17 protein-coding genes are annotated in these 20505 nt (G+C 69.4%); 4 read left to right on the forward strand and 13 right to left on the reverse strand.

The window, feature by feature from the left end; all coding sequences use genetic code 11:
* Positions 1–213: 213 nt before the first annotated feature.
* The 11 genes from ACIBG8_RS37745 to ACIBG8_RS37795 all read right to left on the reverse strand — a co-directional run bounded on the left by ACIBG8_RS37745 (position 214) and on the right by ACIBG8_RS37795 (position 13404).
* A complete protein-coding gene (locus ACIBG8_RS37745; RefSeq protein ID WP_397347989.1) occupies positions 214–1509 on the reverse strand; it encodes a GGDEF domain-containing protein in 1296 nt (431 codons plus the stop codon).
* A gap of 295 nt (positions 1510–1804) precedes the next feature.
* Positions 1805–2641 carry a single-stranded DNA-binding protein gene (locus tag ACIBG8_RS37750; protein ID WP_397347990.1) on the reverse strand — a complete coding sequence of 279 codons (837 nt, stop codon included), beginning with the start codon at positions 2639–2641 and terminating at the stop codon, positions 1805–1807.
* Between the two features lie 126 nt (positions 2642–2767).
* A complete protein-coding gene (locus tag ACIBG8_RS37755) occupies positions 2768–4381 on the reverse strand; it encodes an ABC transporter (protein WP_397347991.1) in 1614 nt (537 codons plus the stop codon).
* The gene (locus tag ACIBG8_RS37760; RefSeq protein ID WP_397347992.1) at positions 4378–6273 is read right to left on the reverse strand and encodes a GTPase; all 1896 of its coding nucleotides are present in this window, start codon (positions 6271–6273) and stop codon (positions 4378–4380) included. The genes ACIBG8_RS37755 and ACIBG8_RS37760 overlap by 4 nt, the downstream gene beginning before the upstream one ends.
* The gene (cobA, locus tag ACIBG8_RS37765) at positions 6270–7502 is read right to left on the reverse strand and encodes a uroporphyrinogen-III C-methyltransferase (protein ID WP_397347993.1); all 1233 of its coding nucleotides are present in this window, start codon (positions 7500–7502) and stop codon (positions 6270–6272) included. Before cobA ends, ACIBG8_RS37760 begins: the two co-directional genes overlap by 4 nt.
* A gap of 122 nt (positions 7503–7624) precedes the next feature.
* Positions 7625–8659, reverse strand: coding sequence for a nicotinate-nucleotide--dimethylbenzimidazole phosphoribosyltransferase (gene cobT, locus ACIBG8_RS37770; protein WP_397347994.1), 1035 nt, complete (start codon positions 8657–8659; stop codon positions 7625–7627).
* Positions 8659–9486 (reverse strand): sirohydrochlorin chelatase, encoded by an 828-nt coding sequence (locus ACIBG8_RS37775; protein WP_397347995.1) that lies wholly within the window; start codon positions 9484–9486, stop codon positions 8659–8661. Before ACIBG8_RS37775 ends, cobT begins: the two co-directional genes overlap by 1 nt.
* A gap of 69 nt (positions 9487–9555) precedes the next feature.
* Complete coding sequence (gene cbiE, locus ACIBG8_RS37780) at positions 9556–10722, reverse strand: precorrin-6y C5,15-methyltransferase (decarboxylating) subunit CbiE (RefSeq protein WP_397347996.1); 1167 nt, start codon at positions 10720–10722, stop codon at positions 9556–9558.
* 18 nt (positions 10723–10740) lie between these two features.
* Complete coding sequence (locus tag ACIBG8_RS37785; RefSeq protein WP_397347997.1) at positions 10741–11307, reverse strand: lactate utilization protein C; 567 nt, start codon at positions 11305–11307, stop codon at positions 10741–10743.
* Positions 11294–12676 (reverse strand): lactate utilization protein B, encoded by a 1383-nt coding sequence (locus ACIBG8_RS37790; protein WP_397347998.1) that lies wholly within the window; start codon positions 12674–12676, stop codon positions 11294–11296. Before ACIBG8_RS37790 ends, ACIBG8_RS37785 begins: the two co-directional genes overlap by 14 nt.
* 11 nt (positions 12677–12687) lie before the next feature.
* Complete coding sequence (locus ACIBG8_RS37795) at positions 12688–13404, reverse strand: (Fe-S)-binding protein (RefSeq protein ID WP_397347999.1); 717 nt, start codon at positions 13402–13404, stop codon at positions 12688–12690.
* Between the two features lie 27 nt (positions 13405–13431).
* Here ACIBG8_RS37795 and ACIBG8_RS37800 point away from each other — a divergent pair, with 27 nt between their 5' ends.
* Entirely contained in the window at positions 13432–14097 is a 666-nt protein-coding gene (locus tag ACIBG8_RS37800) for a FadR/GntR family transcriptional regulator (RefSeq protein ID WP_397348000.1), read from the forward strand.
* Here the strand turns inward: ACIBG8_RS37800 and ACIBG8_RS37805 are convergent.
* Complete coding sequence (locus tag ACIBG8_RS37805) at positions 14092–15531, reverse strand: sulfatase (protein WP_397348001.1); 1440 nt, start codon at positions 15529–15531, stop codon at positions 14092–14094. The genes ACIBG8_RS37800 and ACIBG8_RS37805 overlap by 6 nt on opposite strands.
* A gap of 94 nt (positions 15532–15625) precedes the next feature.
* Between ACIBG8_RS37805 and ACIBG8_RS37810 the strand changes: the two genes are divergently transcribed.
* The 3 genes from ACIBG8_RS37810 (at position 15626) to ACIBG8_RS37820 (ending at position 18931) form a co-directional block, all read left to right on the forward strand.
* On the forward strand, positions 15626–16627 hold the full coding sequence (locus ACIBG8_RS37810) for an LLM class F420-dependent oxidoreductase (protein WP_397348002.1): 1002 nt from the start codon (positions 15626–15628) through the stop codon (positions 16625–16627).
* 514 nt (positions 16628–17141) lie between these two features.
* Positions 17142–18785 (forward strand): leucine-rich repeat domain-containing protein, encoded by a 1644-nt coding sequence (locus ACIBG8_RS37815; RefSeq protein ID WP_397348003.1) that lies wholly within the window; start codon positions 17142–17144, stop codon positions 18783–18785.
* Positions 18740–18931, forward strand: coding sequence for a hypothetical protein (locus ACIBG8_RS37820; protein WP_397348004.1), 192 nt, complete (start codon positions 18740–18742; stop codon positions 18929–18931). The genes ACIBG8_RS37815 and ACIBG8_RS37820 overlap by 46 nt, the downstream gene beginning before the upstream one ends.
* Positions 18932–19460: 529 nt before the next feature.
* Here ACIBG8_RS37820 and ACIBG8_RS37825 read toward each other — a convergent pair.
* Positions 19461–20504: a serine hydrolase domain-containing protein gene (locus tag ACIBG8_RS37825; RefSeq protein ID WP_397348005.1), complete on the reverse strand. Its 1044-nt coding sequence runs from the start codon at positions 20502–20504 to the stop codon at positions 19461–19463.
* Position 20505 lies beyond the last annotated feature (1 nt).

A 20505-nucleotide genomic window follows, 5' to 3' on the forward strand; every position in this document is an offset into this window, starting at 1 on the left:
GCCGGCGTCCCGAGCCGGGCGGTCTCGAGCGAGGCCACACCGAGGGGGGTCCCTGCGGCGCGGTGGCGAGGGCGCGGTGCCGAGCGGTGGGCTAGGTCGGGTGTGCCGAAGGGGAAGGTGGGGCGCGGTCGGGCGGCGCGGTGCCGAGGGGTGGGTGGGCGGTTCAGGCGGGCGGTTCGGGCGGGCTGCACCGAAGGGACGAAGGCGTGTGGGTTAGGCGGGGGTGGTGTCTGGGGTTGGGTTGGGGGGTGGGGATTGGGTGGCGGGGAGGCAGATGCGGTCGCGGCCCAGTTCCTTGGCGCGGTACAACGCCAGGTCCGCAGCGGCCAGTAGCTCTATCAGGTCGTTCCCGTGCATGCTCATGATCGCCACCCCCGCCGAGATCGTGACGGTGATCATGGCGTCGTCCGCCGGGACGGCCATCCGGCCGACCCTGGTGCGCAGGCGTTCGGCCACCCGCCTGGCCTCCGCCACGTCGGCGCGCGGCAGCAGGACCACGAACTCCTCCCCGCCGAACCGCCCCACCACGTCGTAGTCGCGCAGCTGCGTCCTGAGCGTCGCCGCCACGCCCGCCAGCACCTGGTCGCCCACCAGATGGCCGTAAGTGTCGTTGACGCGCTTGAAATGGTCGATGTCGACGATCAGCAGCGCCAGCGTCTCACCGGTACGGCGGGCCCTGACGATCTCGGTGTCCGCCTCCCGCTGCCAGGCCGCCGCGTTGAGCAGGCCCGTCTTCGGGTCGGTACGCGCTGCCGCCTGCAACTGGGCGTGCAACAGGCTCCGTTGCAGCAACACCACCGGCGGCAGCGCCAGGACCAGCAGCGCCAGGTTGAGCCCGCAGGCGATCGCGACGGTCACGCCGAGGCAGAGCTCGACGACGTCGAGCAGCGCGCTCTCCCTGTCCCACAACACGTCGCGCCAGCGGGTGTCCGGGTCGGCGGTGTGCGCGGCGATCGCGATCAGCGCCGTGTTGAGCAGGGCGAAGAGGGTGGCGCAGCCCACCGCGTAGACGATCGGCGCCGCCGTACCCCTGGACAGGACGGACGCGTCGGGCACGGCCGCGTGGAACACCACGGACGCCGTGCACCCCGCCAGGCCGATCGCCGCCGAGCTGAACACCCTCCGGTAGAGAACGGTGGCCCTGACCCGGAGCTGCAGCAGCACCTGGAGAAAGATCGGTGCGAACAGGGCATAGACCGGCGGCAGCAGCAGGGCCACCGGGAGCCACCACGCGGACAGCAGGTCGCGGGAGACTCCTGCGGGCATGCCGAGCCTGCGCGTCGCCTCGATGCACGCGGCCCCGCACCCCATCAGAGCTGCGAACGTCAGCAGATCCGACCACCGGAATTCGGTAGATGTCGCAAAGAACCCAATCGCGATGACATCCAGGGTTACGATCCCGCTGAGGTAGGCGACGAGCGCGCGACGTTGCCCGAGCAGCGGCCACCGGCCGGCGAGCGGGGACATGGCGTCGCGAGGCTTGACCGAGGTGTCACCCGACGCCACCATCTCGCCTCCTCCTTGACTAACGATGTGTAACACAATAGTTGCGGAGTGTGCGTTGCGCGACGGGAACCGCTACCTTTGGCAACATGGCCACTCGCGTCAAGTGGCCTGGCGAATGGAAACCACTCACTCCGCGAGTGGGCCGTGCGGGAAAGGAGCAGCCATGGTGCGGGGCGTGACCTGGACCTGACAGGGGCTCTGGCCAGCTGGCACGGGTAATTCCATCGGCTCGCCCTGAGGGGCGCGAGGGCACCGACCTTCGATCAGCCGATGCCCCCCTCCACTTCCGCCACCCTCCTCAGGCGGCCACCCGCTCCTCCACGGGACCCTCGGCACCCTCCGCCGACTCGCCATCCGACGCTGCCCCGAGAACCCTCACCAGACCGGCGTCCTTCGCGGCCTTCACCGAACCGGGGCCGCTCTCGCCCTTCTTTCCTGCGCGCCCCTTGGTCACGTGGCTGACCTCGCGATCCGTTGCCGCCGGGCCGCCATCGCTTCCTGCGCTCCCGGGCTCGATGACGTCGGCGTCGGTGATGTCGGCACTCCCAGCGGCACCCAGCGGGGCGAGACCGCTGGCAGGGGGCGTGGAGGGCTCGCCGGGGTTGAGCAGGAGGCTGCTGGCCCTGGGGAAGAGGCGGACGGGCTCCTCCGACGTGAGCGGCTCGTCGAACGGCGAGGCTGCCGCGGCCGCGGGCTTGGTGCTCATCGCCCAGTCCTGGGTCTCCTCGTCCAGGCGGTCGCGCATCTCGGCGCTCACGGAGCCCGTGCTGGCCAGGCGGTCGGGCTTGGAGAAGGCGCCGACGCCCCATCGGAGGTCGTGGCCCACCGAGCTGGCCTCCACCTCGGCGGCGAACCTCCGGTCGCCCTCCTGGCCGAACTCCCTGATGCGGAGCCTGCCGGACACCACGACCGGGTGGCCGACCTGGATGGACTGGGCGACGTTGTCGGCGAGGGCGCGCCAGCACCTGACGACGAAGCACACCGTGTCCCCGTCGGCCCACATGCCGGTCTTCTTGTCGAAGTAGCGGTGGTTGGTGAGGACGCGGAGCGAGGTGACGCGGGCGCCGTCGCCGAAGGTGTGCTGGCGCGGTTCTGCGGCGACCCTGCCGGTGAGCGTGACGTGGATGTCGTTCATCGTTGCCTCCCAAGTGGCGGGCCGGCTTGCCCGCATGGGCGACAACGATGGCCTCGGCGGGGTTCACGAGAACGGACCGAACGACGCTCTGGGGACAGAGGATGGCGACAGGGTGTCCCCTGTGGATCAGGGAGTCTGGAGGCCGTTCAAGGCGGTGAAGAAGTCGCGGTGCCGGACCAGTTCTCGTTCCACGGGCTCCACGACCATGGAGTCCGCCACCGCGCCCACGCGCCGCCGCATCTCCCGCTCCAACCGCTCCCTCTCCTTGGAAGCCCCCAGCACCACGAAGTTGCGCGAAGCCACAGCAGACAGCACCCCGAGCCCCAGAACGGACGCCATCATCAACCCCACCCAAGGCAACGTCGTACGGTCACCAAAGACCCCGAAAGACCCAGGGAAGAACAAACCGCACAGCAGCCAGGCAACCCCGGCGGCAAACGCGAGCACCAGCCCGTACTGCCAAGCCCGAAGCAACCGCCACCACCCGGGCACCCGGTCCACAGAGGGAGCGACCTCGGTCAGCTCGTCGGAAAGAGCCTCGGGAAGCTGCTTGACCCGCGACCGAGCCGCGTGGTTCACGCTGGCCCGCCACACCTCGTGCATCCCCCCGGTGAGCCCGTCCGCCAGCGCCTGCACCGCGTTGTCCACCTCGGCGCCCTGCGCGGTCACCGCTCCCCCGGCCATCCCGCTGATCTCAGCGTGCAGGTCCCCGAGGTTGAGGCTCTTGAGCGGATCCGGCCGCAACCGCGACACCCACCGGGAAGGCGGCCAGCCCACCCAGACCGTGGACCGCTCGGCGTAGATGTTCTCCATCGCCTCACCCACAGCGGGCACGCCCACGGCGTCGCACAGCGCGTCGGTCAGCCCGACCCTGCGCGCCGCGTCCACCGACGACGGCGCCGACAGCGCGGCCCCCACGGGCATCGACGAGGCCAGGCGCTGCTGCAGCCGGTCCAGGTCGGCCTCGAGCCGCTGGATCGCCGCCCTGCGCCTGGTCACGGCCTCCGACAGCACCGACTTGAGGCTGTCGACGCCGCGGCCGGTCACGGCTGAGGTGGGCACCACGGACGGGGAGTGGACGCCTTCGCGCCGCAGCAGGTCGTTGAGGTCGATGACCAGCTCGGCCAGCTCCTCGGTGGACAGCTTGTCCGCCTGGTTCAGGGCGAAGACGGTGACGGCGTCGTGCCCGGCCAGCTCGGTGACGTAGCGGCGGTGCGTGGACGCGTCGGCGTACTTCTGCGGGTCGAGCACCCACACCACCAGGTCGGCCAGCCCGATGAGCCGGTCGGCCTCCGGGTCGGTGAGCGCCCTGATCGAGTCGTGGTCGGGCAGATCGAGCAGGATCAGTCCGTGAAGCTGTGATTCGCCCTTGTCGAGCGCGGATGCCCTGGCGAAGCGGTGCCGCCACTGGATCTGCAGCCAGTCGAGCAGCGGTCCCGCGCCTTCGAGCCCCCACACGCAGGCGTGCGTGCGCGCCGTGGTGGGCCTGCGCACGCCGGTCGGCGACAGCTCCAGCCCGGAGATCGCGTTGAACAGCGACGACTTGCCGCTGCCCGTGCCTCCGGCCAGCGCGACGACGGTGTGCTCGGACGACAGCTTGAGCCGGTCGCCCGCGCGCAGCAGCAGCGAGCCCGCGTCGGTCAGCAGCCGCTGGTCGAGCCGCCCTGGTCCGAGCTCCACGACCCTGGTGAGCGCGGAGAGCCTGGGGCCGAGGCCCTGCCGTCCAGTCATGGTGGTCATCGTGCGACCTCGAGGTTGTACGTGGCCTGGTAAAGGCGGGTCGCGGAGGCTTCGTCCGGAATTCCGGCCGCGTCGAGCGCCTGGACGTACCTCATGGACTCCTCGTCGAACAACATGCTGAGCCTGGCCCGCAGGTCGCTGATCGCCCTGGCGCCGATGCCGCGCAGCGACTCGGCCCCGAGCAGCGCCTTCAGCAGCCGTTGCGGCAGCGACTCCGCGCCCGTGTATCCGAACAGTCCGACCATGAAGATCAGCGCCATCGAGTCCACGTCGAACGAGATCACCTTGGAGACCGAGCGCTTGGCCACGCCGTCGGTGCGGATCAGCTCGGTCAGGTGCTCCTGCCAGGCGACGACGGCGCGGTTGGCCCGCCGTACCAGCTCCTCGGACGGCCGGTCGAGGCCGGTCGCGAGCGTGGCGCCCAGCTCGGAGCGCTGACGCCAGCGCGCGGCGACCTCCTCGGCCGCCCGATGGGCGGCCGAGATGATGACCGACTCCATGCCGACCCTGAGCGCGGCCTTGAAGGCCATGATCCGCTCAGGGGTCTGTACGGCTCTGCCCCGCTTGCGCAGTTGGAGGGTACGCATCAGATCGCCGGACCCGGCGAAGTCCTGCCAGCGGGCCAGCACCTCGCCCCGCATGAGGGAGCCGCCGCGCATCGACTGGTCGATCTCGGCGAGCGCGCCCATGTAGGCGGCCTCGACGTCGGTGCGCAGCTCGGCGCGGAAGGCGACCTGCCCCTCCAGATGCCTGGCCAGCGCGGGGACGCGCGTGCGGAAGCTGTCGAGCACGCCGCTCAGCGTCTCCGCGACGGCCCGCGCCCTGCGCTCCTCGTCGACGGACAGCTCGGCCAGCCACATCCGCAGGTCGGTGACCTCGTTGTCGGGCAGCCTGCCCTCGGTGACCTTGGACTCGTTGATCACGAACCGGTCGACGTCGCCCAGGCCGTACTCGGTCAGCATGCGGACGAAGTGCTTGAGCACGACCTCCTGCGACCTCGGCTGCACCCGGGACAGCACGATGGCCAGCCGCGCGCCGCGCTCCTTGGCCAGGCGAAGCAGCTTCCAGGCCGGCGCGTCCGCGTAGCGGGCCGCGGTGGTGACGAAGATCCACAGGTCGGCCGCGTCGAGCATGCGGTGCGCGATCTCGTGGTGCTCCTCGACGACGGAGTCGATGTCGGGGGTGTCGAGCAGCGCCACGCCCTGGGGCAGCTTCTCGGTGGGCACGACGACGAGGGAGCCGACGCCGGCCTCGACGGACGGCTTCTCCAGGCGTTCCAGGCCGCCGAGCAGCTCGCCCTCGGCGAACCACTTCTGGTCCTCGGGGTGGCAGGCGAGCACGGGGGTGCCGGTGGTGGGACGGCGTACGCCGGTGCGGCTGACGTTCTTCTCGGCGAGGGTGTTGACCAGGGTGGATTTGCCGGCGCCTGTGGAGCCTGCGACCACGATGAGCGCGGGCGCGCTGTTCGTGCGAACGCGTGGTAGTACGTAGTCTTCGAGCTGTGCGAGCAGCTCTGCCTGGGCTTGCCGGGCTTCTGCCGCTCCGGGCAGATCGAGGCTGAACCGCAGGTCGACGACGCTCTCCCGGAGCGCGCCGAGCGCAGCGGTCAGCGCCTCGGCGGCCGCGTCGGGTAGCTCCTCCTCGGGTTCCGGCTCCTCTTCCTGTACGGCTTCCGCCTCGTCGACAGGCTCCTCAGCCTCTTCTTCGACAGGCTCGTCGGAGGGGTCGTCGGCAGGCGTGTCATAAGACTCGTCGGAAGGAGGGTCGTCGGACGGGGCGTCCTCAGACGCGACCACGACATCGTCAGCGGGGGCGGGAGGTTCGGGGTCGTCCTGGAACGCGCGGAAGCTCAGCGTCTGCTCCCCCGCCGACTCCGCCTCGCTCCGGTTCACGGGACCCGCTCCGCTCGTACCATCTCGACCTCCTGGCCGACCCTGACGACGTCGCCGACGATGACGATCGCCGGTGGCCGTATCCCAGCCGCGGACACGCGGTCGGCCACAGTGGACAGCGAGGCGCTAACGGCCCGCTGGGTGGGAAGAGTACCGTCCTGTACCACCATTACGGGAGTTTCCGGCGAACGTCCGTCTCGAAGGAGACTTTCGACTATCTTCGGCAACCGTTCGACAGCCATCATGAGCACCAACGTGCCCTTCGAGCGCGCCAGCGCCGGCCAGTCGACCGTCGAAGCGGGATCGTCCGGCGCCACGTGCACCGAGATGACGTGGAACTCCTGACTCACCCCGCGATGCGTCACCGGCACCCCGGCGGCGGCGGGAACCGCGACCGAGCTGGTGATTCCGGGCACGACCAGCACCGGGATGCCCTCGCGCGCGCACGCCAGCATCTCCTCGCCGCCCCTGCCGAACACGAAGGGGTCGCCGCCCTTGAGCCGCACCACGAACTTGCCCTGCTTGGCCCGGTCGATGAGCAGCTCGTTGATCTTGTCTTGGGAAAGTGACCTACCGTAAGGCACTTTGGCCGCGTCGACGAGCTCGACGTCGGGCGCGAGCTCGTCCAGCAGGGCGCGGGGCGCGAGCCGGTCGGCCACGACCACGTCGGCCTGGGCCAGGAGCTGCCGCCCGCGCACGGTGATCAGGCCGGGGTCGCCAGGACCGCCGCCGACGAGCGCGACGCCGACCGGTTTGGTGCGGTTGCGCCGGGCGTCGACGGTGCCGTCGCGGAGCGCGTCCACGACCGCGTCCCTGATGCCCGCGGCTCTGCGCGGGTCGCCGCCAGCCGTGACGGCGACGCTGATCTCGTCGACCCGTCCCGTGGCGGGGGTCCAGGCGGCGGTGGCGTCCTTGTCGTCGGCCCGTACGCACCAGATCCGCTTCGACTCGGCCTCCGCCGCGACGGCGGTGTTGGCCGCGGCGTTGGAGGTGCATGCCTGCACGAGCCAGGCGCCGTCGCAGTCGCCCACCTCGTAGCGCCTGGCCTCCCAGGTGATGCGGCCGGCTTCGATGAGATCGTCCAGTGCGGGGGTGACGCTCGGTGACACGACGGTGACCACCGCGCCCGCTTCGAGCAGCGCGGGAACCCGGCGCTGCGCGACGCGCCCGCCGCCCACGACGAGCACCCGGCGGCCGGAAAGCCGCAGGCCAAGCAGGTAGGGGCCCATGACGGCGAATCTCCCGTTCGCGATGTTTGGCGTGTTAAGAGGTAAACCTACCGGGTCCTAACGAGAGAGTCGCGGCCCGTGTGTCAACGGCGGTCAAGCCGGTACCGTTTCGTCACGCGCCGTTACACGGGTTTGTCGGTGACTCCTGCCGAGTCGAACGTCGCCACCTCGTGCATCACGCGTACGGCCGAGCAGACCAGCGGATACGCCAGCAGCCCCCCGGTGCCCTCGCCGAGGCGCAGCTCCAGGTCCACCAGCGGGCGCAGCCCGAGATGGTCCAGCGCGGCGGCGTGGCCGGGCTCAGCCGACCGGTGCCCGGCGACGCAGTGGTCGATCGAAGCGGGAGAGAGCGCCGCGGCCACCAGAGCCGCCGCCCCCGCGATGACCCCGTCCAGGATGACCGGCACCCGCAGTGCCGCCCCGCCGATGATGAACCCGGCGATCGCCGCGTGCTCGAACCCGCCCACGGCGGCCAGCACGTCCATGGGCTCCTCGGGCAGCGCGGCCGTGGCCCGCCGCACGACGGAGACCTTGTGCGCGTGCATCTCGTCGTCGATCCCGGTGCCGCGGCCGGTCACCTCGGCAGCGTCCCTGCCGGTGAAGGCGCAGATCAGCGCGGCGGAAGCGGTGGTGTTGGCGATGCCCATGTCACCGGTGATCAGGCAGCGCGCTCCCTGGGCGACCAGCGAGGAGGCGACCGAGATGCCCGCCTCCAGCGCCTCGACGACCTGCGCCGACGTCATGGCCGGGCCGAGCGAGAGGTCGGCCGTGCCGTACCCGATCTTGTGGTGGACCAGGCCTGGCGCGTCGGCGAGGTCGGCGGCGACACCGACGTCGACCACCGTCACGGACGCTCCCACCTGCGCAGCGAAGGCGTTGGCCACCGCGCCACCGGCCAGGAAGTTGGCCACCATCTGCACCGTGACCTCCTGCGGCCACGGGGTGACGCCCTGGGCGTGCACGCCGTGGTCGGCCGCGAAGATCGCGAGCGCCGCTGGGGTGGGCATGGGCGGCGGGCAGACGCCCGCCGCACCGGCCAGCCGTACCGCGACCTCCTCGAGGACCCCGAGCGAGCCGCGCGGCTTGGTGAGACGGTCCTGGTGCGCCCTGGCCTCGGCCAGGGCGGAGGCGGAGGCCTCGGAGACGGAGGGCAGCATCAGTGCACCAGCTGGAGGGCTTCTTCGTACCGCTCGATGACCACGTCTGCCAGCGAGTCGCAGTCGCCGATCACCTCGGCGCAGCGGATGTCGAGGTCGGGGTGGCCCGCGCCGTACGCCAGGGCCTGCGCCCACACCCGCTCCAGCAGCCCGCCCGCGAACAGCAGGTAGGGCAGCACGATGACGCGCTTGGCGCCGAGCCTGCGGCAACGCTCCAGCCCACCGGGCACGCCGGGCGGGGTGACGGAGACGAAAGCGGTTTCAACGGTCATGAAGTCATAGGCGTGCGTCTCCCAGAACAACCTGGACACGCGGTGCACCTCGGCGTTGGCCGCCGGGTCCGTCGAGCCCTCGCCGACCAGCACGACGGCGGTCTCGGACAGCTCGATGTGCTGGACGGGCTCCTCGACGGGCACCGAGGTGACCGCCCTGAGCCTGGGGAACTCCTGGATCGGCTCAAGCTCGACGGCGGCCTCGTTGAGCCGCTCGGCCAGCAGCGCGAGCACGCGGGGGTCTGGGCCTAGGGGGCGGCCGTAGTCGTACATCAAGGTGGGGTGCCTCTCCTGTTCGAGCGCCATGGCGGCGGGCAGCTCCTCGCCGACCCTGCTGAGGCTGAGCGGGAGCGCCACCAGCCGGTGGTGTCCGCGCGCCACGAGCGAGGCGACGGTGTCGCTGAGCCGTGGTTTGGCTATGTCGAGGTAGCCGCCGGAGACGTCGGCCGCGTTTTGGTCAAGGCGGCAACGCAGACGGTGCACGAACCTGCCGAACTCGGCGGAACCGGCGTCATCGTTCGAGCCATGCCCGATGAGCAGCAGCGGGGGCTTCATAAAGAGGGTCTCCGGGGGTACGAAAGACAGACACGCGAGGATAACCGATCGGCATGGGTATTGGACAGGTCACTGTGCGTGCGTCGGCACTGCGTGAACGATGAAAACGGGGTCGGCGGCGCTCAGCGCGTGCGCGCCGGAAGCCAGCGTGACCAGGCGTGACGCCTGGATCTGGGTGCCTTGAGCGTGGTAGCCGTGCTCGCGCAGCCGGTCGAGTACGGCGGGCACCTGCTCCAGCGATTTGACCGTGCACACCAGCGACCTGGGGTTGCGCGCGGCGCACGCCACGATCACGTCGGGCCCGCCGCCGCCCACGAAGACGGCGTCCGGGTCGGGCAGCGGTTCGAGCGCGGGCGGCGCCTGCCCGCGGGTGAGCGCGACCTTGACGCCCAGGTCGATGACCTTGGCGCGCAGGCGGGCGCAGGCCTCCTCGTCGCGTTCGACGGCCACGACGGCCGCGCCGAACCTGGCGCACTCGACGGCGATGTCCCCCGAGCCCGCGCCGACGTCCCAGACGAGGTCGCCCAGTCGCGGCCCGAGCTTGGCCAGGATGAACGCGCGCACCTCGGGCGGCGTGTCGCCGGGCAGCGCCCACTCCTCGGGCCCGGTGCGCCCGCCGGCCAGCCAGGCGCGCCCCTGCGGCCGGTAGAGCGGGTCGAGGACGAGGACGACGTCGGGGTCCTTCCACGGCCTGGTGGTCGCCTCGCCCATGCGGCTGTGCGAGACGCGCTCGTCGGGCCCGCCCAGGTCCTCGAAGACGATGAGGGCGCGCGGCGTGGTGGGCGCCAGCTCCCTGGCGACCTCGGCGGGCCCGACGCCTGGCGCGACGATCAGCGCGACCTTGGGGTGGGCGCGGCAGACGTTGACGACCTTGGCCAGCTGTTCCGCGCCAGCCGGGGCCACGACGAGGGCGTCCTCCCAGTTGAGCCCGGCGCGCGCGAAGGCCTGCGCCACGAGCGAGGTGGCGGGCAGCACCTCGGGCTTGACGCCGTGCGCGCGCAGGTCGCGCACCACGCCGAAGAAGCCGGGGTCGCCTCCCGCGAGCAGGACGGCCTCGCCCTCGCCGCGCTCCAGGTGCTCGTCGAGCAGCGCGAGCGGGTCGTCGGTGGCTACGGCGTCGCCGAGCCGCAACTGCCGCACGATCCGGCCGGGGCCTGCGACCAGGGCGGCCTGCCGCAGCAGGTCCTGCGCCCTGGGCGAAAGCTCGGACCCGTCCCACCCGATGACCGTCACCATGCCTTCAGGATGACTGCGTCAGGTGCTTATGACCACCTCGAGGTTGCGCGGGCCGTGCACGCCTTCGACCCGGTTGAGCTCGATGTCGCTCGTGGCCGACGGGCCGCTGATCCAGGTGAGCGGGCGGGTGGGGTCGAGCCTGGCGAGCGCTTCCGCGACGGTGGCCACGATCTGGCCGGAGCGCACCACGCACAGGTGGTAGTCGGGCACCAGCGTCTGCGCCCTGTCCCCCTGGCCCGGCCCGGTGTCCAGGACGATCGTGCCGGTCTCGGCGATCGCCACGGCGCACCCGGTGATCACGCCGTCGGCGCTGAAGAGGTCGTCGGACGCCGTGACCACCCACTCCTCGGGCAGCCCGTCCGGGACGATCATCCGCCTGCCCTCGGCGAGCTCGGCGATCTTCCCGACGAGCCCGGCCTCCGGCACGACGTGCACCACGGCCCGGTAGTCGTCGACGCGCTCGGCGAACAGGGCAACCACGTCGTCGTACGGCACAGCCGTCCGGTAGGCGCGCACGATCTCCACGTCCGGAGCACCGACGACGGCCTTCCTGATCCTGTCCAGGATCACCTCACGCGCGCTCATTGCGCTCCCACCAGTCTCTGAACGATTCTTCCGGAATGTCGGGCAGGTCCCTGGTGTCGGTCCACGCGGACAGCGGGCCAGGGAGGCGCTTGGGAACCAGCTTGCGGAAACGCACCGCGAGCCGTTGCGCCCTGGCCAGCCGTACGTCCTTGGCCAGGACCCACCCGGCGACCTTCATGCCCGCGCGCTCCGCCGGGGCGTGCTTGACCTTGGCGCGCAGGTCGACCAGCACTTCCGGGATGTCGATCGCGACCGGGCAGGCCTCGAAGCACGCGCCGCACAACGACGAGGCGTACGGGAGCGAGGCGTCCAGGTCGGAGCCCATGCCGCGCAGTTGCGGGGTGAGGATCGCACCGATCGGCCCGGGATAGACCGATCCGTAGGCGTGGCCACCGGCCCGCTCGTAGACCGGGCACACGTTCAGGCAGGCCGAGCAGCGGATGCAGCGCAGCGCCTGCCGTCCCACCTCGTCGGCCAGCACGTTGGTGCGGCCGTTGTCGAGCAGGACCAGGTGGAAGTCCTGGCCCTCGGTCGCCCCCGTCCACATGCTCGTGTACGGGTTCATCCGCTCGGCCGTCGAGCTGCGCGGCAACAGTTGGAGGAAGACCTCCAGGTCGCGCCAGGACGGCAGCAGCTTCTCGATGCCGACCACGCTGATCAGCGTGCGCGGCAGCGTCAGGCACATGCGCCCGTTGCCCTCCGACTCCAGCACGACCAGGGTGCCGGTTTCGGCGATCATGAAGTTGGCGCCGGAGATGGCGACCTTGGTCTTGAGGAAACGTTCGCGCAGGTGAAGCCGGGCGGCGTCGGCCAGCGCCGAGGGTTCGTCGGTGAGGTCGTCGGGCGCCGGTCGCCCCCATTCGGCCATCTTCTCGGTGAAGATCTCGCGGATCTCCGACCTGTTGCGGTGGATGGCCGGGACCAGGATGTGGCTCGGGAAGTCGTCGCCGAGCTGCACGATGAGCTCGGCCAGATCGGACTCGTAGGCGGTGATGCCCTGCTTGGCCAGGTGCTCGTTGAGCCCGATCTCCTGGGTGGCCATCGACTTGACCTTGACGACCTCGGTCTCGCCCGTCGCCTGGACCAGTTCGGTGACGATGCGGTTGGCTTCGTCCGCGTCGCGCGCCCAGTGCACGTGACCGCCCGCCTTCGTCACCGCTTCCTCCATCTGGAGCAGGTAGCGGTCGAGATGGCGGAGCGTGTGGTCCTTGATGGTCTTTCCCGCCGCGCGCAGCTCCTGCCAGTCGGGCAGCTCGGCCACGGCTTTGAGCCGCTTGCCGCGGATGGTGTGGGTGGCTTTGCGGAGGTTGTAGCGAAGCTGGGAGTCCTGTACGGCTACCGCCGCGTTCTGCGGGAAGGTCCCCGGCATACCAAGAAAAGTCATGATGTGGCCGCCAGGATCTCCGCGAGGTGCATGATCCGCACCCCTGACTGCTGCCGCCTGAGGGTGCCGCCGATGTGCATCAGGCAGGAGTTGTCCGCCGCGCAGAGCACCTCGGCGCCGGTGTCGAGCACGTTGCGCACCTTGTCGCCGCACATGGCAGCGGAGATCGCCGGGTTCTTCACCGCGAACGTGCCGCCGAAGCCGCAGCACTCGTCGGCCGCCTCCAGCGGAACCAGCTCCAGGCCGCGGACCTTCCGCAGGAGCCTGGTCGGCTTGTCTCCCAGGTGCAGGCCGCGGAGCGAGTGACACGTCGGATGGTAGGTCACCTTGTGCGGGAAATATGCGCCCACGTCGTCCACCTTGAGGACGTCGATCAGGAACTCCGACAGTTCATACACCTTGAGCTGCTCTATTTGAGCGGCTCCAGGACTGCCCGGTTTGACCAGCTTCGGGTACTGCTCGCGGACCATCGCCGCGCACGAGCCCGACGGCGCGACCACCGCGTCATATCCGCCGAAGACCTCGGTGAAGTGGCGGGCCAGCCGTACACCCTCCTCGCGGTAGCCGGTGTTGACGTGCATCTGGCCGCAGCAGGTCTGGGCGGAGGGGAAGTCGACGTCGCAGCCGAGCCTGCGCAGCAGCGACACCACGGCTTTCCCGGTGCCGGGAAAGAGCGTGTCGTTGACGCACGTGATGAACAGGGCGACTTTCATGGTCAGACCATACTATGGTCAGACCATATGGGGACAAGGAAGTTCGAGGGCGTTATCGCCCAGATCGAGCAGCGCATCCTGGACGACGGGCTGACGGTCGGCGACCGGCTGCCCGGCGAGCGGCAACTGGCCGAGGAGCTGCGGGTGGGGCGCTCCTCGGTACGCGAGGCACTACGCGTGCTCGAATCGCTCGGCGTGGTGTCCTCGCAGGTGGGACGGGGTCCCGACGCGGGAGCCGTACTCACCTCGCGGCCGGATACGGCGCTCACGGACCTGCTCAGGCTGCACCTGGGGCTGGCCAGCCTGGAGCTGTGGGAGGTCATCGACGCGCGGCTGATGATCGAGCGCTGGGCGGCATCGCACGCTGCCGCTTCGCGGGCGGACACCACGGAGCTCGCGCGGCATCTCGCGGCCATGGACCAGGCGACCACCGCCGAGGAGTTCGTGGAGCACGACACGGCTTTCCACTGCGCGATCGCCGAGGCGTCCGGGAACCGGCTGATCTCAGCGATCATGCGGTCTTTGCGGGACTCCGTGCGACGTTATGCCGTGGAGGCGGTGGAACGGCTGGGCGACCCGTCGACACTCCGCCCCGACCACGTCCGGATTTTTCACGCTATCCGGGACGGTGACCCGGTCGAGGCGGTCAATGCGGTGACCGACCACCTCGCCCACGCCTATCCGTCGCTATGACCGAGTGTCTGCTTCGCGGCAGTTGGCCGCCGAGCAGGTGCGCATCATGAGCAGCCGCGACTGCAGCCGGAGCAGCAGCGCCGGATCGGCCGTCGCGGCGATGTTGTGGAGCTGGTGCGGGTCGGCGGCCAGGTCGTAGAGCTGCGTCTCCCCCGTTTCGTACCGCACGTAGGTGTAGTCCTCGGTGCGCAGCGCCTGGTAGGCGGGGACCGGCGTCTGCTTGGCCGACGCCTTGTTGAGCGGCCGGTTGAACTCCACCAGCACGTTCTTGCGCCAGTGCGTCGGCTTCCTGCCGTTGAGCAGCGGCACCAGCGAACGCCCCTCCACGAACGGCGGCACGGCCGCCCCGCCCAGTTCGGCGAACGTGGGCGCCAGGTCGACGGTGGCCGTCATGTCGTTGACCGTCGAGCCAGGCGCGATGCCCGGCCCCCTGACCACCAGCGGCACCCTGATCGCCTCCTCGAAGGGGGTGGTCTTGCCCTGCTTGATGCGGTGCGTGCCGAGATGGAAGCCGTTGTCCGAGGCGAAGAAGATGTAGGTGTTGTCGAGCTTGCCCGCCTGGCGCAGCGTCTCGACCACGCTGCCGACCAGGTCGTCCGCGCCGAGCATCGCGCGCATCCTGTCCCGGTAGCGCTCGTCTATCCGGTCGATGCCCTTCTGCTTGATCGTGGGCAGGTTCCTGAGCCAGCGCGGCTCGTCTTTGACGTCCTCCTGGTTGAAGGACTTCGGCCTCGGCGCTCTGACGCCGGAGAAGGCGTTGGCGTGCCGTACGGCGGGGTTGCTGGGGTTGTGCGGGGCGATCGGGGCCAGGTAGAGGAAGAACGGGTCCTTGGAGGCGGTCATGAACGTGCGCGCCTTTCCGGCCAGCACGTCGGACAGGTAGTCGCGCTCCGACCAGCCGTAGTCGGCCAGCTTGCCGTTCTCGTTGAGCGTGTAGCCATACTCCTCGTAGAGGTTCTTTACCGGGACGTCCCATTCGTTCCAGCCGGGTGGCACGTGGGTGGCCTCGGTGGAGGTGCCCGGGTAGTGGTTGAGGAACTTGCCCATCAGCGCGGTGCGATACCCGGCGGACTGCATCCAGGTTCCCACTGTGGAACGTTCCAGACCATTGGCGTAGAAGCGGTCGAAGCCGCCTTCAGGCGCGGTGTTGGTCAGGACGCCATGACTGTGGACGTACTGCGAGCGCAGGATCGACGTGCGCGAGGGGCAGCACCAGGAGTTCGTCACGAAGAACCGCTCGAACGAGGCGCCCTGCCGTACGAGCTGCTTGGAGATGTTGGGGAAGTTGCGAAGGACTCCGGCCTCCAGGTCGTCCACCAGCACGAACACGATGTTCGGCCGGGCTTGAGCCGTCTCGCCGGACGCTGGAGGGAGCGAGAAGGCGAGCGGAAGCAACAGCAGGACACAGGCGAGACGACACAGACCCTTCACCACAGATGTCACTTTCCCCCGGAGATCATGCATTGACACCCAAGGACCTGCCCTGGGCTAATAGAACGTGTTCTCATTTCTGTGAAGGAGGGCCCGCATGAAGCTCGGTCTGAACCTCGGCTATTGGCAGCGCAACGCCGATGACGCGACCGAGGTCGTGCGGACCGCCGAGCGGCTCGGATACGACTCCGTGTGGACGGCCGAGGCGTACGGCAGCGACGCTTTCACCCCGCTGGCCTGGTACGGAGCACGGACATCTCGTATCAAGCTTGGCACATCGGTCGCACAGATCTCGGCAAGGACCCCGGTTGCCACCGCTATGACCGCGATGACGCTGGACCATCTGACCGGGGGGCGGCTGCTGTTAGGGGTCGGCGCGTCGGGGCCGCAGGTGGTCGAGGGCTGGTACGGCCAGCCGTTCGCCAAGCCGCTGGCTCGGACTCGGGAGTACGTCGACATCATGCGCAAGGTGTGGCGGCGGGAGGAGCCGGTCACCAGCGACGGGCCGCACTATCCACTGCCGTTGCCTGGCGAGCTGGGCAAACCCCTCAAGCTCATCACTCACCCTTTGCGGCGGGAGATTCCCGTTTACCTGGGTGCTGAGGGGCCGCGGAACGTGGCGTTGTCCGCGGAGATCGCGGACGGGTGGCTGCCGCTGTTCGCGTTCCCTTCCAAGATCGAGGAGATGTACGGGGCTTCGCTGGCTGGGCGGCCTGCTGACTTCGACATCGCGGCGATGGTCATGGTGATCATCTCTGATGATGTGGCGGGGGCGTTGAACGTGGTGAAGATGATGCTGACGCTGTATATCGGGGGGATGGGCGCCAAGCAGCGCAACTTCCACGCGGACATCATCGGACGGATGGGGTTCGCGGAGGCTGCTGAGCATATTCAGGCGCTTTATCTGGCGGGGAAGCGGGATGAGGCTTTTGCTGCCATCCCGGATGAGCTGGCGGATGGGATCTCGCTGGTGGGGCCGGTGGGGCGGATCAAGGAGCGGTTGGAGTTGTGGCGCGCCAGCCCGGTCACGAACCTGCTGGTCATGGGTCCTCGTGATGAGCAGTCCCTGACGACGATCCGCGACCTTGTGCTTGGTTAAGACCTTTAACTCTTTTTGAGGCTTTTGTCTTCTCTGAGGGGCGCGCACGGCATGGGCCTTCGGGATGGGGCGCGCTTCGCGCGAATTTCCCTCCGGGTTGGTCTTATTGGGGGGCCGAGCCCCCCAAGACCCCCAGCCGGGCGGCCTACCGGCCCCCGGACCCCCGAGGTCTCAGGCCTCTCGGGAATCGCAGAATCCATCACCCCGTGGGACGACGATCTCGGAGAGTTCAACGCTGTCCGTTGGCGCGCATTCCTCTTCCCAACACTCACCGGGTGCACCTCGGGAGGGCTACGGACCGCCTTCGCCTTCGTGGTCGCCGACGTAGCAGTTGGTGCAGTTGGCCTTGGAGGCTGCTGGTGCGTCGCTGGGCCACCGGTCGTCCAGGACGCGGAACCCTTCTGAGCGCTGGGCAGACGTCCTCTCGCTTCGCTGGATCGTGGGTGGCACGTCAGGCCGCGGATTGTGCAACCGGCGCGGCCGATCGCAGGTCGAAGACCCTGACGATGAGCTGATGAGCCAGCACGAAGGGCTGTCACAGCGCGGATCTATGCTCGTCGCCATGTCGATCTCCGCCACCCCCGCATCCCTGTCCTATGCCGACGCCGACGCCCGTCTGAGCGGCGCGTTGTCCGCCGCGTTCCAGAGTGAAGGAGAGTCGTCCGACTATGACAGCGTGCTGTTCTTCGACGGCGATCTCGCGGTCGACGGGGACTTCCTGGACGCCGTCAATGCCCTGCGAAGCGGGGACGACGAGGACGACGTCGAGCTGATCGTGATCACCGGAAATCTGACGGTCAACGGCCCGATCGCGCTCTATGAGGACCAGCCCGGACTCTACGTCGGCGGTCGCACCGAGGCCGAGACCCTGGAGGCCGGCGACTGCGCGATCTACATCCACGACGGCGCCTTCACGCACCTCGTCTACGGCTACTACAACCACGGCTGGCTACGGACCGGGACCGTCGAGACCCCTTGGGTGATCGTCTTCGACCACGCCATGGACATGCACGCCGTCGGCGGGCGCTGGGTGGACAACCTCGGCGACGCCAAGGACGCCGACTACACCAAGCCGGGCATTTCCGAGGCGTTCGTGCCGGAGGTCGTCAACGCGGAGGACCGCTGTCTGGACGTCAATGCGTTCCTGGACCGGCTGCGGGCCGGGCTGCCGGTCCTGCGGCCCGGAGCCCGGACGGCGGGCGAGTCGGCCGAAGCCGACGTGTCCCAGTCCCGGGCCGACCGGGTGGAGCACCTCGACCTGACCAATCGCAAGCTCAAGGAGTTTCCCGCCGAGGTGCTCCAGATGCCGTGGCTCCGTACCCTGATCCTGGACGACAACCCGATCGGCGAGCTGCCCGACGCGCTCGGGACGCTCACCCGGCTGGAGCACCTGTCGGTGCGCAACTGCGAGCTGACCGCCCTGCCGGAATCGATCGGCGACCTGGCCGCGCTCCGGGTGCTGTGCGTCGCCGGCAACCGGGACACCGACCTGGACACGGTCGAGTTCACCCTGCCGGCCGCCATCGGCCGGCTCACTGCCCTGGAGGAACTCGACATCTCCTACCTGTCCGTCTCCGTCGACACGGAGTCGGGGTCGGAGTGGAACCTGCCGGAGGTGACGCGGTTCGTCCTGCCGGACACCTTCGGCGACCTGGTCGCGCTGCGCAAGCTGGTCGCCGACGGGACCAACGTCGTGTTCCCCGACTCCGCGCACGGGCTGGCCGCCGTCGAGGAGGTGTCGATATCCGGCGGGAGCCACTACTTCCTGCGGACCTTCCCCGAGGCCGTCACTACCTTCCCGAACCTGCGCCGGCTCGATCTGAGCGGCAACTACTTCGACACCGTCCCCGACAGCCTGCTGCGGTTGACCCGCCTCGAAGACCTCGACCTCGGCGACAGCCTCGGTCTGCTGCGCGACCCGCTGCCCGACCTCGGCCGCCTGCCCGCGCTGCGGGTCCTCGGCTTCGGCGGACAAAGCCGCCGCGCTGGCACGCCTCTGCCGTCGCACGATTTCCTGCGGGCGCTGTTCGCCATGGAGCTGCCCGGACTGGAGGAGCTCCGGATCAGCCGATGGCAGCGAACACCAAGCGCCTCAAGCTCAAGCCCGAGCACTTGGCCGGGATCGGGACGTTTCGTCGGCTGCGGATCGTCGACCTGAGGTTCAATCAGCTCAACGACCTGCCGGCGGATTTCGACACGCTCCCCGATCTGGAAGTGGCCAACCTGTACGGCAACCTGTTCCCGAGGGCGGTCCGCGACCGGATCACCGCCGCACACCCGACCGCCCAGATCGACTTCGAGTAGGCGTTCGAGGTCGGCATGACAGCGGAGCCGGTCGCCGGGGATCACGGTCCCTCACCAATCGTCGCAATCTGTACGGTGGCCAAGGAGTGGACGGCGAGCTCGTCCTATCGGGTGGCCACGGGCCCGGTGCCGCTTGAGCTGGTTGATCCCGCACTCCACGGCGTGCCGCAGCTTGTAGTCCTCCCGGTCGACCGCCGGCGCTGCCGCGATGTTTCCACCCGACGATCTGGTCGCGGCGCTCCGGGATCGTGGCCCGGACGCCCCGACGTCGCAGGTAGACGCGGTTGGCCTTCGAGCAGTACTCCTCGTCGGCCCGATCCGGGCGGCAGCGGTGACGACCAGGGACCAACAGGCGCTGTCCGTGTTCGCAGGCCAGCCCTCACGGTAGGTATCGGGGCACTTGGGTGGGCCCTCGGGGCCCACCCAGAAAGCGTGCACGGCTGGGGCGGCCCGGAGCCCATTCGCGCGAGGCGTGCAACTCAGCGAAGGCCCGTGCCGCGCGGCAACGGAAGACACGACCAAGCGGTGCCTAGCTGCAGAACACCTCGTTGATGAGCCGCTGTGTGGCCTGCTGGAACGCCGCACCCAAAGACAACCCCGCATCGTCCACATAGTTCAACGCAGCGGTCAAAGTCCTGCTCCCATCACGCGTGCTGTACATCAGCGCCGCATGCCCCGCGATCCCCCCGTTGTGCGTGATCACCGTCCCCCCGCACTCCGTAGGCTGCACGAACACCCCCAGCCCATAACCCACCTTGGCCTCCGGGGTGAACATCTCCTCCAGCAACGACGCGGGCAGCAGCTTGCCGCCCACCAATGCCGAGATGAAAGTCTGCAGGTCAGCAGTGGTCGAGATCATGTCACCCCCGCTGGAGATCCACGACGGATTCTGCTCGGTGACGTCCACGGTCGTCTCGTCGTACCGGTAATACGCGTGCGCGTGCGGCTCGGGAATCCCCGTCTGGGTGGTCGGCGCCACGGTGTCCGACAGGCCGAGCGGCCCGAGGATCCCCCGCTCCATCTCCTCTGCGTACGACCGACCGGTGACCTTCTCGATCAGCAACCTGAGCACCACGTAGTTGGTGTTGGCGTAGCTCCAGTCTGCCCCCGGCTCGAACCGCGCAGGCTTGGACAGCGCCAGCCGTACCAGCTCCTCCGGCTCGTAGGTCCTGAACCGGTTGTCCACCCACTCCTGGCCCTGCCAGGGGATCCCCGGCGCGACCGTCCCGTCCTCGAAATACTCGCCGGTGAAGTTGAACACCCCGCTGGTGTGCTGCAACAGCATCCGCACCGTGATGCGCCGGTCCAGGCCGAGCTCGGGCAGGTAGTCGTCCGCCGGGGTGTCCAGCTCGACCTTGCCCTCGGCCACCAGCTGCAGCACCAGGGTCGCGGTGAAGGTCTTGGTGTTGCTGCCGATCCGGACATGTCCGTTCACGGGTGGCGCGCCGGGCTCGCCCAGCTTGCTCACCCCGGCGCTGCCTACCCATTCGCCGCGCTCGTCGCGCACCCGTAGCTGCACCCCGGTGAAACCGGAGTCGACGATCTCCTGGATGACCTTCTGCAGTTCGTTCATG

This window comes from Nonomuraea sp. NPDC050556 (genome assembly GCF_044457355.1).
Taxonomy (GTDB): domain Bacteria; phylum Actinomycetota; class Actinomycetes; order Streptosporangiales; family Streptosporangiaceae; genus Nonomuraea.

What these genes read in the sequence shown, in the direction of transcription:
- ACIBG8_RS37745 (WP_397347989.1), bottom strand. Translation starts at nt 1,509, where the DNA reads ATGGTGGCGTCGGGTGACACCTCGGTCAAGCCTCGCGACGCCATGTCC.
- ACIBG8_RS37750 (WP_397347990.1), bottom strand. Translation starts at nt 2,641, where the DNA reads ATGAACGACATCCACGTCACGCTCACCGGCAGGGTCGCCGCAGAACCG.
- ACIBG8_RS37755 (WP_397347991.1), bottom strand. Translation starts at nt 4,381, where the DNA reads ATGACCACCATGACTGGACGGCAGGGCCTCGGCCCCAGGCTCTCCGCG.
- cobA (WP_397347993.1), bottom strand. Translation starts at nt 7,502, where the DNA reads ATGGGCCCCTACCTGCTTGGCCTGCGGCTTTCCGGCCGCCGGGTGCTC.
- cobT (WP_397347994.1), bottom strand. Translation starts at nt 8,659, where the DNA reads ATGCTGCCCTCCGTCTCCGAGGCCTCCGCCTCCGCCCTGGCCGAGGCC.
- ACIBG8_RS37775 (WP_397347995.1), bottom strand. Translation starts at nt 9,486, where the DNA reads ATGAAGCCCCCGCTGCTGCTCATCGGGCATGGCTCGAACGATGACGCC.
- cbiE (WP_397347996.1), bottom strand. Translation starts at nt 10,722, where the DNA reads ATGGTGACGGTCATCGGGTGGGACGGGTCCGAGCTTTCGCCCAGGGCG.
- ACIBG8_RS37785 (WP_397347997.1), bottom strand. Translation starts at nt 11,307, where the DNA reads ATGAGCGCGCGTGAGGTGATCCTGGACAGGATCAGGAAGGCCGTCGTC.
- ACIBG8_RS37790 (WP_397347998.1), bottom strand. Translation starts at nt 12,676, where the DNA reads ATGCCGGGGACCTTCCCGCAGAACGCGGCGGTAGCCGTACAGGACTCC.
- ACIBG8_RS37795 (WP_397347999.1), bottom strand. Translation starts at nt 13,404, where the DNA reads ATGAAAGTCGCCCTGTTCATCACGTGCGTCAACGACACGCTCTTTCCC.
- ACIBG8_RS37800 (WP_397348000.1), top strand. Translation starts at nt 13,432, where the DNA reads ATGGGGACAAGGAAGTTCGAGGGCGTTATCGCCCAGATCGAGCAGCGC.
- ACIBG8_RS37810 (WP_397348002.1), top strand. Translation starts at nt 15,626, where the DNA reads ATGAAGCTCGGTCTGAACCTCGGCTATTGGCAGCGCAACGCCGATGAC.
- ACIBG8_RS37815 (WP_397348003.1), top strand. Translation starts at nt 17,142, where the DNA reads ATGAGCCAGCACGAAGGGCTGTCACAGCGCGGATCTATGCTCGTCGCC.
- ACIBG8_RS37825 (WP_397348005.1), bottom strand. Translation starts at nt 20,504, where the DNA reads ATGAACGAACTGCAGAAGGTCATCCAGGAGATCGTCGACTCCGGTTTC.